The organism is Segatella maculosa DSM 19339 = JCM 15638 (assembly GCF_000382385.1).
In the GTDB taxonomy this organism is placed as follows: Bacteria; Bacteroidota; Bacteroidia; order Bacteroidales; family Bacteroidaceae; genus Prevotella; species Prevotella maculosa.
Genome location: NZ_KB908319.1, coordinates 198,501 through 211,153 on the forward strand (window position 1 = coordinate 198,501; position 12,653 = coordinate 211,153).

A 12,653-nucleotide genomic window follows, 5' to 3' on the forward strand; every position below is an offset into this window, starting at 1 on the left:
TATGAATGATGTATGCAATCAAGATTTTCAATAAACATTAACTACATAAAGACAAACCTCTGAAACATTTCAAAGAAAGAAACGGTCCCGACGCGAAGTCGGGACCGTTTTCTATGCCTACGGTCTACGTTCCCTGCCAGCCATTTCCCAAGCATTACCGGAAAATATAAGCACACAAGGGCACGGTATATCGTTTTTTTTCCGTATATTTGCCGTGAAAAATACAAACCATATAGATTAATACTTAAATTTAAGACAACATCAAATGAAAAAAATGTTACTATCGGTGGCAATGATGATGGCGACCCTCTCGCTGCATGCCACAGACGCGAATTATCAAGTAGTGCCACTTCCGCAAAGCATCATCGCCGAGAAAGGGGCCGCCTTTGTGCTCGACGGCAACACCACCGTCAGCGTAGTCGGCACCGACGAAGCCATGCTGCGCAACGCGGCATTCCTGAAGGAATACATTCGCGAGGCCACGGGCATCAATCCTACCGGAACGAACAAGAAAGCCGCCGCCATCACGCTCAAGCTCAACGCCAAGGTCGAGCAAGAAGAAGGCTACGTCATCACCGTGAAGGCCAAAGGCATCACCATCGAAGGCAAAACACCGCGCGGCGTGTTCTACGGTGTGCAGACGCTCCGCAAGTCGTTGCCCTTGCAACAGGCACAAAGCGTCACCTTCCCCGCCGCACGCATCGTCGACTATCCCCGCTTCGGCTACCGCGGAACGATGCTCGACTGCGGCCGCCACTACTTCAAGCCCGAATTCATCAAGGAATTCATCGACATGCTCGCACTCCACAACCTCAACACCTTCCACTGGCACCTCACCGAAGACCAAGGCTGGCGCGTGCAGATAGACCGTTACCCCAAGCTCACGGAAGTCGGCTCCAAGCGGGCACGCACCGTCATCGGACGCATCACCGGCATTTACGACGAGATACCCCACGGAGGCTTCTACACCAAGGACGAGATGCGCGACATCGTGAACTATGCCGCCGAACGATACATCACCGTCATTCCCGAAATCGACGTGCCCGGCCACACGCAGAGCGTGCTCGCCTCCTACCCCGAGCTGGGCTGCACCGGAGGCCCCTACAAGGTGGGCGAGACATGGGGCGTATTCCCCGACATTCTATGCGCCGGAAACCCCAAGACCAACGAGTTCGTGCACAACGTGCTCGACGAAGTCCTCGACATCTTCCCCTCTAAGTATATCCACATCGGCGGCGACGAAGCCCCACGCGACCGATGGAAGAACTGCCCCCGCTGTCAGGCCGAAATCAAGCGGCTCGGCTTCAAAGGCGCACCTGGCACCTCGCCCGAGGCACAGCTCCGCATACACTTCATGAACCAAGTGGCCCAATACCTTGCCCAGAAAGGACGAAGCGTCATCGGCTGGGACGAAATCCTCGAAGGCGACCTCGACAAGAGTGCCACCGTCATGAGCTGGCGCGGCGTCAAGGGCGGACTGCAGGCCGTGGAGCGCGGCCTCGACGTCGTGATGACACCGCGAGACTTCTGCTACCTCAACTACTATCAGAACAAAGACCGCAACCTGCTCCTCCGCGACGCCGAGCTCTTCATCGACAAGGCCTACGCCTACGACCCCGTGCCCGCCGACGCCTCGCCCGCGCTCAAGCAACACGTGAAGGGCATACAGGGCAACCTCTGGACCGAATACGTCATCTCGCGCGACCTTGCCTTCTACCAGCTCCTGCCCCGCGCCGCCGCAATCGCCGAGACGGGCTGGACGGAGAACGACAAGAAAGACTTCGCATCGTTCAAGCAGCGCATGCGCAACCTCAACACCCACTACAAGCAGTTCGGCTGGAACACCTGCCAAGACATCTACAAGAAATAACCCCCGTGACGGCCACGAGCGTCCTGTCCTGAACGCCCCACGCTGTCAGTACATCAACAAGAGAATCCCCCCGCTGTCCGCCTCGGCGGGCACGCCTATCAAGCGAAAGGGTCGGTGCGCAGCGCCGGCCCTTTCCTGCGTTTATCCCCCACCCGCTCCCAACGCTGCATCAATCCGCCCGCCGAAACCTTGCCGACTGCCCGCAAGGAAGGCCTCCCCTGCCTTTCATTATAGGACAACGTGCCCATGAGCAATACATCTCCTATCGACCTGCTATAAGGATTCCTGATTTCCCACCGCGGTGAGAAATATTTTTCACCACGGTGGGAAGAATTTTTCACTGCGGTGGGAAATATTTTTCACCGCGGTGAAAAATCGGACATCCTACTACCAAACGACAAGGAGTCCCTATATGAAGCGGCTTACATCTACGTTAGGAAAGGCAAGGAGTCCCTATATGAAGGGGCTTACATCTACGTTAGGAAAGGAAAGGCGTCCCGATATGAAGCGGCTTGCATCTACGTTAGGAAAGGCAAGGAGTCCCGATATGAAAGGCTTGTAGCTGCACAGGGAAAGAAAAGCCCCTTCCCTTTAGAAGCGAGGGGGAAGGGGCTTGCGGACAGGGTGGCCTTGCGTTAGCGGCGAACGGCCCGAAGGTGGCGACGAAGGACCGGTGGGCGGGAGGCGGCGTGGCTACTTTCCGAAGCGACTCTTGTATTGCGAGGGCGTGAGGCCGTACATTTCGGCGAAGTAACGCGAGAAGTAGCGCGGGTTGTTGAAGCCCACTTGATAGGCAATCTCGCTGACGCTGCGCTGGCTCTTGCGCAAGAGTTGCTCGGCATGGCGCAGGCGTATGTTGCGAATGAACTCGGAGGGCGTGATGCCCGTCACGGCGGTCAGTCGCTTGTAGAGCTGCACGCGCGACATGCCGAGCGAGGCACTCAGGGTTTCGACGCTGATATCGGCGTCGGAGAGATGGTCTTCGATGTAGTCGGTGGCTGCCTTCACGAGCTTCTCGTCCATCGACGTGATGTCCATCTGCCTTATCTTGGGTTCGATGCGGCTGTTCTGCGGTCCTTCGTGCCACTTGATGAGGTTCCTGATGCGCAGCTCCAGCAGTTCCATGTCAAAGGGCTTCGCGATGTAGTCGTCGGCTCCGGCCCGCAGTTCTTCCAAACCATTCGCGTCGGAGGCGCGGGCCGTCAGCATGATGAAGGGAATGGGGGCGGTGTTGCGGTCGTCTTTGAGGGCTTTGCACAGCGCGTGGCCGTCCATTCGGGGCATCACGGCGTCGCAGAGTATGGCGTCGGGCCTGCGCTCTGCCACGCGTTCGAGGGCTTCGGTGCCGTCGTGGGCCACGCGCACGTTGAACTTCGCCGACAGTTCTTCGGCCATGAAGGCGAGGAACTCCTCGGAGTCGTCGACCACGAGCAGGTCGTGCCGTGGGCTTTCCGCCGGCGGTGGTGCGGTGGTGTCCTGCGTTTGGGCAGCAACGTCGGGCACTTCGCGGGGCATGCTCGGCACGTTGCGCACGGGAAGGTAGAAGATGAAGACCGAGCCGCCGCCGGGGTTGTCGGCAACGGAGACCGAACCGCCGTGCATCTCGACGAACTTCTTCACGAGGCTCAGGCCGATGCCGCTTCCTTTGGCATCGTCTTCGGCCGTGCCCGGAGCCTGATAGAAGCGTTCGAAGACGTGCGCCTTGTCGGCATCGGCAATGCCTTTCCCCGTGTCGCTCACCTTCACTTCGAGCCGGTCTTCCTGCGCAGGGCCCGCTTCTTGGCGCGGAACGAGGCGCAGGGCCACGTCGATGCGTCCGCCTTCGGGCGTGAACTTGTAGGCGTTCGAGAGCAGGTTGTTCATCACTTTGCGCAGTTTGTCGTCGTCGAACGGCATCATCAGCGTTTCGACGGAGCTATAGAAGGTGAGCGACACCGGCTTTTCCATCAGCTCATCGAACGTTTGACAGATGACGCGGACGAACTCTACGACGTCTCCCGTGACCAATGTCAAGCGGCGATAGTCTTCGTCCAGCTTCCTGAAGTCGAGCACTTGGTTCACCAATCCCAGCAGTCGGCTGCCGTTGCGGAGCATCAGTTGCAGTTTTCTCTTCTTGGTTTCGTCTTGCTCCTTACCTATCAAAGCCGAGAGCGGCGACAGTATCAACGAGAGTGGCGTGCGCAGTTCGTGGCTGACATTGGCAAAGAAATCAAGCTTCATGCGGTCGAGTCGTCGTGCTTGTTCGGCCTCGCGCCTCACTTGTTCAAGCATCAGCCGGTCGTGTGCCCGCCGGATAAGCACCCTGCTGACGTAATAACACAGCAGCATGACGAGCAACATGTAGCCGAGGAACGCCCATGTCGAGAGGTAGAAGGGCGGACGTATGCGAATGTTCAGCCGGCTTACCTCGCTGCTTTGCGTGCCGTCGGCGTTGACCACCTTCACTTCGAGCGTGTAACTGCCGGCAGATAGGTTGGTGAACGTGACGGCCGGCATGCCGTCGGCAGTCAACAACCACTTGTCGTCGAAGCCTTTCAGGCGATAAAGGAAGCGACTCTTATTGGGAATCTTGATGGCGTCGGACGCCAACTGAATGGTAAAGGCATTCTCGGAATGAGCCAATGTGAGTTCACCTCCGTCGTGCAGCTCCTCATTCAAGATGACCCGCCCGCTATAAGCATCGCCAACGCGCAGCGGTTCGTTGAAGATGAGTAGGCCGGAAAATAAAGCCTTGGCCGGATAAGCATAATTCCTGCCACGCTGCGGAGGCAGGATATCGATGCCGTCTTGCCCACCCACGACGACATTCCCATTGCGGCAAAGGCAGATGGCTCGGCTGTTGAATTGCCTGCTTTGCAGACCTTCGGTGTCAGAATAGTTGGTTACGAAGAAGCTCCACACGCCGTTTTCCCGTGCAGGCACCACATGTGAGATGCCTTTATCAGTGGCCACCCAAAGCGAATGGGCCGCATCTTCGACGACAGAGCAGGCAGCCACGCCCCGAACGCCTGCAAACAAAGACACCTCTTCCACGCGGTCGGTCTGCAAATCATACACCGAAAGACCCGAAGAAGCGGCATTCCACAACAGCCCCCGCGTGTCTACGAGCAACTGGTTGATGGACGAAACGGCAAAACGTCGGCCCGAACGCATCTTGTCATACTTGATAATCTTATGTGTGCGCACGTTCAACACGGAATATTCCTTCTCATGTGCCATAACGATATTCCCCTGCGCGTCGAACGAAAGAGAAAGAATGAAATCGGAAGACAGGCCCGAATTGTGCGTGTTATAAGTGACAAAGCGGCCCGTCTGCGGGTTCATCACCTGCAAACCGCCGCCCAATGTGCCAATGATGATGTTGCCCTCGGCGTCCGTTTCCAATGCCCAGACATTGTCATTCGCAAGCTCTCCCTTGCCTCCCGTGGCCCTGTAGGCCGTGAAATGACCGTTTTTGTAACGCGAAAGTCCGCCGTCGAACGAGCCAAACCACAGCGAACCGTCTTTTCCTACCGTGCTGCTGACGACGATATCGCTGCCCAAGCCCGTCTGTGCAGCCCGAAACCATCGCCGACTGCCCGTAGACGGGTCGTAAACCACGATGCCCCGGTCGTTCGTTCCACACCATAAGTTGCCCGAATTGTCCTCGACTATCGTGCAAACGTCGCCCAACGGGACGGTATGGAACATGGTTTCGCCCGGCGAACAATAGGCTGCACCGTTCTTATAGGTGCCCAACCAGAGCCCGCCCCGGCCATCGAGGCAGATACTTTGAATGGTATTGTCGGGCAAACTCTCCCTGCGTTCGCGCTCATATTGATAAACAACCGCGCTGTGGTCGGCGGGATTGAGGCACAACAAGCCGTCATGATCGGTCGCAATCCACAGACATCCCCGTGCATCGGTCTTTAAAGTCTTCGCAATAATGCCCGTGACGGGAAGCCGATAGCCCTGCGCCTGCAAGAAAGCATCGGCCGTTTCGAACCACCGATGGGCTGATGCGCTCCACACTTTGGTGTGTCCCGTATAGGTAACCCACAAGTTCCGGCCGCGGTCCACGTGGATTGAATAATACCGATGCCGTCCATTGCTCCGCTGTTTCAACTCATTGTTCACCCAAAGCACCCTACCCTGCCGGCCATCTGCCTTCACTATCGTCCCATCGGCATATACCATAAAGACGCAATCCTTGTCGTCTGCCATGTCAGAGACCGTACCTTTCGGCAGTTTTCGGCCGCCCTTGCCTTGCAATGAGAACAAAATCGCCATCTTGTTTCGTACATTATAATAATAAACCCTATGCCCGTAGACGGCAATCCACATGTTCTTCCGCCCGTCAATCTTTACATAGTAAGGCGTTCCCTGCATTCCTTTGGAAGCCATCCATTGGTTCAAGTGCGAATCGAAGCGACTTTCGCTCCTGATGAACCTGCAATAGCCCGCAGCCGTATGTAACCAAAGGTTGGTTTCAATGTCTTCCTGAACGTTGTCCACTACATTGTTAGGCAACGACTGCTCATCACCCGCCTTATTAAAGTAATTGCTGAAGCGAAACCCGTCAAAACGGTCGAGCCCCGACTGGGTTCCCAGCCAGATATAGCCTTTCGAGTCTTCGAAGACGCTGTTCACCTGACCGTTGGACAGGCCTTCCCGAATGCCCAACCGATGGAACATCAATGCGTTTTGCGCCGGTAATGCCGGACATAACGACCATTTTAAGAGCAAAAGGACAAAGAGAAAAAGACGCTTCATGCCATGAACAAAAGATTAAGACTGTCACAAAGTTAGCGTTTTTCCATAGCATCAACAAGTTTTCCGTCCGTTTTTTCCATATGAAGTCCGTCACCAGATTATCAAATCCGGGCCGGGAACCCTGCCAATTTGCCGAATGTAGGGACGCACGACTCGTGCGTCCGCTCGCATTGTAATTGACAGTTGATGAGTAAACAAGCGAACAAGTTGATTGTTCCGCACCAAGCGAGCGCGCGAACTACGCGAACCTGCTTTCCAATATCAGCCATATTGCAGTCCAATCTCAGCCATATTGCGCGGTAAAATGGGTGAGATTGCACGGCAATATGGCTGGGATTGAAATGCAAGGTGTAAGCCGTTGAGTATCAGTTTAAGGCATGTAGGGACGCATGGCCCATGCGTCCGCTCGCATTTCATTTGACTGTTGACAAATAAACAAGCGAACAAGTTGATTGTTCCGCGCTGAGCGGACGCACGAACCGTGCGTCCCTACATACCTCTTGCCCGCAAATCATTCTGCCATTCGGTTAATCCTAAAGTTCAATGTTCAAAATTCAAAGTTCAAAGTCCTCAAAGTTCAACGTTCAAAGTCAAAGTCGCTCCATCTCTATCTCGGCTACTTCGTCATCTCACGGCGGCCACACCTTCCTTGATTCCCTGCATTGCGGGCGTTCCCCAAACCGTTTGTGTGGCCCGATTGATAATGGTCATGTTCGGAAAACTGCACACATTGATGTCCCATGCAAAGGGAACGATGCCGCGTTCGCCGGCATATTGGAACACAGTTTTGTACCAATGCTTCAGCGTGGCATTGAAAGTGGCATCGTCTTTCTGCCAGTTAGCACCGCATTCACCGATGATAACCGGGATTTTCTTATCCATAAAGGTCGTCTTGAGCTTGTCGAATTGCACCTTAACGCTGTTGGTATCGGTCCAAGTTTCTGTGGCTCCGCTGGTGAAATTCCATGGGTCATAGTAGTGAACTTCAACCATCAAGCGGTCAGTCTTGGTGTCATTGGGCATCTGAAGATAGCTGCAAGTGGAGTTAATGTCAGTAGATGGACCTTGAACCACCAGCACACGCGACGCATTATTGCCTCCCGTGACCCGCACGGCGTCTACGAAAGCCTGATTATACCGTTGCAGTATCGGGGTCAACGCTTGGTGATGGCCGTGGAAGAGCTTGTATTCTTGGAACGGTTCGTTGAGTCCTGCAAAGAGAACGTGCTCATCATAGTCTTTGAAAGCAAGGGCGATGTTGGTCCAAAGCTTCTTCAACTGCGCTGTTTTCGCCGTGATGGTGGCCTCATCTACAGCTTGGAAATGGTCGCGGGAGCTGCTGAAGCCGTCCACTTCGAGCCAACCTCCGTCCCAATGGTCGTTGATGAGCACGTAAAGACCGTCGGCAACGCAATAGTTCACAATCTCTTTCACGCGGTTCAGCCACTGTTCGTCGATGGTCATTCGGGCCTTATCGGTAAGGTGTCCCATCACCCATGCAATCGGAAGACGCACACTTTTGAAGCCTTGTGCCTTTACTTCGCCGATGATTTTCTGCGATGTCTTTGTGCTTTGCCATGCCGTTTCGGCCGCCAGACCGCCTTTATTGGTGAAATTGTTGGCCAAGTCGCCGGCCTCAAGCGTGTTGCCTAAGTTCCAACCGGGATACATCAAGGCAGCCAATTCCATGGCAGAAAGCGACATGTTTCCGGCCTTGCCTGCCGATTGCGCTATGGTAACGGCCTCGGTCAGGCTGACATCGCCCTTTGAAAGGGTGAAACTGACCGTCGAAGTGCGTGCCGTTCCCACGTTTTTGCTTACATGGAACCGATGAAGATAGGCCTTCATGTTGGCCCGAGAGCCTTTCGTTTCGCTGATCCATTCGGCACCAAGCGTCACCGTATAGGGCGCATTGGCCTGCAATGTCACCTCGATATCGCCGCCATCGGCCCCGACATTCAGCGTTTTCGCAGACTTTATGACCAAACCTTCAGTGGAAAGCTGCGTCACGGTGACCGTTTTTGTCTCGCCACCGACGCTGATTGAGACCTTGGCCGTGCGGTCATTGAAGGCCGTGTTAGCCTCGGTTGCGAACTGATATTTATAAACCGTTTTCGAGGTTGACGGCTGTGGCGTGATTTTCAGCCAGCTTTCAGACGACGAAATCGAGGGCGTTGCAGCCCCACGCACATAAAACAACGCTTCACCTCCTGATTTTGCAAACTGCAATTCGGCCTTCGACAGTGTGAACGTCGTGTTTACCGAAGGTTTGTCTTCGTCTTTCGTGCAAGCCGAAAAGGCCAGCATGGTGAACGTCATCAGCAACAATGACAATAATTTTATTCTTTTCATACGCTTTTTCTTATTCTGTTTTTTCCTTAAACAACCCCTCTCGGCCTCTTTCTTTCCACTTATCGTTCATAAGATGCATGGAAATCGCCAAGAAAAGGCATAGTCAGTTGACATTGTCGGCATCAAAATCGATGCGCAAGACGCTCGCTTTCAACTTCGAAACATCGACAAGATCGGTTGCCAAATCCTTGATATCGATGCAGAACACCTTGGCCCCTTCGGCCGCAGCAGCAGTCTCCATAAACACTTTATAGGTGCCGTCGCCCGTTACTTTGGCGTCATATTTGTCGCCCGAAAGGCTGCTCCAATGGCTTGGGTCTCACGAATCGTCGGCAAATTCCAGTCCGGCAATATGCTGATGTGGCGCAGATGGCTTCAGATTTCCATTGATTCCCGTCAGCTTAAAGGTGACAACCATGTTCTTTGAAAACTTGATTTGAGCCGGATTAACAGCCGGATGGGCCTTGGTTGCACCATATTCGTTATAGATTTCAATCCTTATGCGCCCATTATTTTCAAGGTCTCCAACGACAAGCCGGTCTGAAAGCGGCGTCAAATGAGGGCTCTTTCGCACGGAACGGACGCCCAATCCGAGGCTACGCAGGGAGAAACCGCTTGCCGCAGTGCCCGCTGTGAGCTTCAACGTGTGGCCGTAATCCTTGACAATGTCATAGCTGCTGGCCGTCCAATAAAGCCCTTCCGTGCCGGAATTATTCACGGTTTGGCCCTTGCGATAGCCCGTATAAGGCAGGAAGATGCTGTTGCCATTGGCGGCAATGAAGCGCATTCCCTTCACACCCTTCACGGTTTCTTCCTTCCGGGTGGTCTTGGCAATCAGTTCAGCCACCTGTTCTTCTGTCGGAATGGCCGATTTCAGGGAAGAAGGGCCATCGATATCGGCTGCCTTGACAATGTCGTTGCTGCCGTCAATCGGGTAATCGGACAGGTATTCGCTCTGTTTAAGGCCGGTAGGGTCGCCGAATGCGGCCAGCGCACCGGTCTCTTGCTCGGCCTCTGCACCGATATTGCATTTCGCCCACATAACGGATAGGCCCAAGTCCACGTATTCCATCACCTGACTTGCGGTTTTGAAGCTCTTGGTTTCACCATAGATGAGTCCGTCGCCCAATTGGAAATAGGACGTATAGTAATAAGTTTTGCCCGGAACAAGCCCCGTCAAGCGCTGCGAGACCGAGTTGCGGGTAGACAAGATGGGGAAATCCACGCCGTTCCGCACGCCATCTTGCGTGGCAGAAAGCTTGAAACCGTAGTGCATTTCCGTTTCACCTTCGACCATGATGCCGTCAAGTCCTGTCGTCACGGCCTTGACCGTAACCTTCGTAGCCGTTATATCTGCCGCATCAGCCGTACCAATTCGGGCGTCAGTAGTGACGAAACGCTTCACCTCGCCATAGGAGGTCAGCTTCCCGGCCAGCGTGACATAGGTGGCATAATAATAGGTATTGCCTTTGGTTAGCCCCTGTAATGTTGTCGTCACAAGCCCGTCTGCGCCCATTGTTCCTTGCACTTTGCTGCCAACGGCCTTGGGGTCGGGATCGGTTCCATATACGACTCCGACACTGTATGAGGCGGAATACTGTCTTGAAAGGTCGAACACACGTCCCGTGGTCGTGGCCGAAACGGCGGTAACAGTGGCACTTCCCGTTTCTACTTTCTTGATAATCGCATCTGTTGCCACGGAATAATCGTCATTGTCACCACAGGAAGACATGACGAAAAGCGAAGTCAGCAACACGATGCCTGCAATATCTCTTGGTTTCATAGTTCTGTTTGTTTGTTAATCTATACTTAATGACGTTCCCTTATGGCTCCATGACGTTGGCACCGCAGTCGAGCGTGACCTTAACAGTGACAACAACAGCGTCGGAGAAGTTGTAATATTGCTTGTCGTTTTTCGTGTCTCCCCACGGATTCACCAGATAACGACGCGCCGTAGAGTGGTCGTTGTCGGCCGTTCCACGGTTTATTGCCGTGTCATCAAACGGCACACTGTGGCCATCGACCTTGATACTGACAATCTTTACATCGCAGTTGTGGTGGTCTTTATACAATTTTGGAACGTCAAGATATACACCGTAGGCATCGGTCTGCTTACCTTTGAGCGTGAATGTATAATTCCCATCGGTCGTAATGAACGTGGGAGCGCTCGACATAGCATTAAATCCCGAGTCGAAGATGTAGAGTTTGCCCGTGTAACGCTTCACATCGGCCGCTCCTTTCGTTTGTGCCACCCAATGATATCCCTGATATTGGAACCGTTGGCCTTGGTCGTCAACACACGATTTCCCTAACCAAAGATCTTTTAATGCCCCGGAATAAGCATCAGTGGACACGGAAAGGACGCGCAGACTGTTGTCGGCATTCGCACTCATATTGAAGTTCGCCGCCAAGACCGTGTTGCCCAATCCTTTAGAGAACGTGATGACACCCTCGTTGCTTAGCGTATAGGTGCCTTTCACTTGAGAACCATCGGGAGCCGTATAGGTGTAAGTGCGTGATTCGGCGTTCGTTCCGTAATAGATTACGAGTTTGGCGTCTTCAATTCCCGAGGCTGCCGTGAAAGTCAGGCCTTTTGGAGTGCCATCAAGATTGCAATAATCAAAAGCTGCACCTTGATCGTCTTTCGCCAACTTGTAGGTTATCTCCCGATTCGTGGGATTTTCAATCAAATTCTTCCAGCCTTCGATAAGCTTCGGCTGCACATCTGCGGTGCCAGTTCCCGGATTCGGTTTCCAATTATCCCAATATTCCTGCGAAACAAAATTGTAACACAGTCTGCAAGGCTTCTCGCTTGAGTTGTCACGCAAGGCAGCTATCTGCAAACGATCGTCATCTAAACCGAAAAGTGACAGGCCTGCACTCCAATTCGTCACTACACCATCGTGCCCGGAATTGTGTAATAACTGCGCATCACTGAAGGTTATCGTATGATTTTCCGTATCCAGCATGTAAGTTCCACGCATGGTTTTTCCCGTTTCGGCATTATAAACCGTCACATGTGCCCCATCTTTCAGGTCGAACTCCATATATCCATAGTCCATGGGCCTCATCACCCAACCGTTTCCCGCAATGTCAGGGGTCCAATTCCAGCTGTCTCCGGCTATTTTTTGGCCCAACATCACACTGTTCCAATTGTCATCAACGCCCCAAAACCCCAAAGGTCCGGCCCATAAATCAGTGTGTTTCGTCACGGTGTTGGCATCGATATCGAGTTTCCAACGCTTGGAATGGCCCACTCCACCACTGATTTTAGTCCACAAAGGGTCGTTGACAAAGCCGGCGAAGAAGTCTTTTACCGTGAAGGTTGCATACGGTCCCCACACGAAACCTCCGCGTGTCTCGGCTCCCATCCTTATTTTATAGGTGCCACTGAAGGGAATCTTCAATGTCACTTCGCTGCTTTGGTAACGTCCTTGAGGCGTATCCATGATGACAGCGTAGCCACTTGGCAACAAACTTTTCACGATAACGATATTCGGATTTGACACATCGTGCTTTATTTCATAGGCAATACCTTCGACAAGGTCGTCGGATGACAAATCCTTTCCACCCAAACTGAAAGCATCGGGAGAGCAACCGGTCGCCAAAAGCATCATGACAACGACTGCCAGCAAGTATATAGATTGTTTTGTCTTCATAATCATTCGTCTAAAAATGT

6 protein-coding genes are annotated in these 12,653 nt (G+C 53.5%); 1 reads left to right on the forward strand and 5 read right to left on the reverse strand.

Annotated features, from left to right (window positions below; genetic code table 11):
* Window positions 1-265 precede the first annotated feature (265 nt).
* Window positions 266-1,870, forward strand: coding sequence for a beta-N-acetylhexosaminidase (locus tag H164_RS0100825; protein WP_025829790.1), 1,605 nt, complete (start codon window positions 266-268; stop codon window positions 1,868-1,870).
* Between the two features lie 693 nt (window positions 1,871-2,563).
* Here H164_RS0100825 and H164_RS0100840 read toward each other — a convergent pair.
* The 5 genes from H164_RS0100840 to H164_RS0100855 all read right to left on the reverse strand — a co-directional run bounded on the left by H164_RS0100840 (window position 2,564) and on the right by H164_RS0100855 (window position 12,639).
* On the reverse strand, window positions 2,564-6,622 hold the full coding sequence (locus tag H164_RS0100840) for a hybrid sensor histidine kinase/response regulator transcription factor (RefSeq protein ID WP_019966873.1): 4,059 nt from the start codon (window positions 6,620-6,622) through the stop codon (window positions 2,564-2,566).
* Between the two features lie 624 nt (window positions 6,623-7,246).
* Window positions 7,247-8,974: a cellulase family glycosylhydrolase gene (locus tag H164_RS0100845; RefSeq protein ID WP_026356188.1), complete on the reverse strand. Its 1,728-nt coding sequence runs from the start codon at window positions 8,972-8,974 to the stop codon at window positions 7,247-7,249.
* A 103-nt stretch (window positions 8,975-9,077) separates the two neighbouring features.
* Window positions 9,078-9,215, reverse strand: coding sequence for a hypothetical protein (locus H164_RS15825; protein WP_019966876.1), 138 nt, complete (start codon window positions 9,213-9,215; stop codon window positions 9,078-9,080).
* A gap of 78 nt (window positions 9,216-9,293) precedes the next feature.
* Window positions 9,294-10,757 carry a hypothetical protein gene (locus tag H164_RS14320; protein ID WP_019966877.1) on the reverse strand — a complete coding sequence of 488 codons (1,464 nt, stop codon included), beginning with the start codon at window positions 10,755-10,757 and terminating at the stop codon, window positions 9,294-9,296.
* A 40-nt stretch (window positions 10,758-10,797) separates the two neighbouring features.
* Window positions 10,798-12,639 carry a hypothetical protein gene (locus tag H164_RS0100855; protein WP_019966878.1) on the reverse strand — a complete coding sequence of 614 codons (1,842 nt, stop codon included), beginning with the start codon at window positions 12,637-12,639 and terminating at the stop codon, window positions 10,798-10,800.
* Window positions 12,640-12,653 lie beyond the last annotated feature (14 nt).

Bases quoted from the DNA above. Each gene is read 5' to 3' on its own strand.
- H164_RS0100845 (WP_026356188.1), bottom strand. From the start codon at position 8,974: ATGAAAAGAATAAAATTATTGTCATTGTTGCTGATGACGTTCACCATG.
- H164_RS14320 (WP_019966877.1), bottom strand. From the start codon at position 10,757: ATGAAACCAAGAGATATTGCAGGCATCGTGTTGCTGACTTCGCTTTTC.
- H164_RS15825 (WP_019966876.1), bottom strand. From the start codon at position 9,215: ATGGAGACTGCTGCTGCGGCCGAAGGGGCCAAGGTGTTCTGCATCGAT.
- H164_RS0100855 (WP_019966878.1), bottom strand. From the start codon at position 12,639: ATGATTATGAAGACAAAACAATCTATATACTTGCTGGCAGTCGTTGTC.
- H164_RS0100825 (WP_025829790.1), top strand. From the start codon at position 266: ATGAAAAAAATGTTACTATCGGTGGCAATGATGATGGCGACCCTCTCG.
- H164_RS0100840 (WP_019966873.1), bottom strand. From the start codon at position 6,622: ATGAAGCGTCTTTTTCTCTTTGTCCTTTTGCTCTTAAAATGGTCGTTA.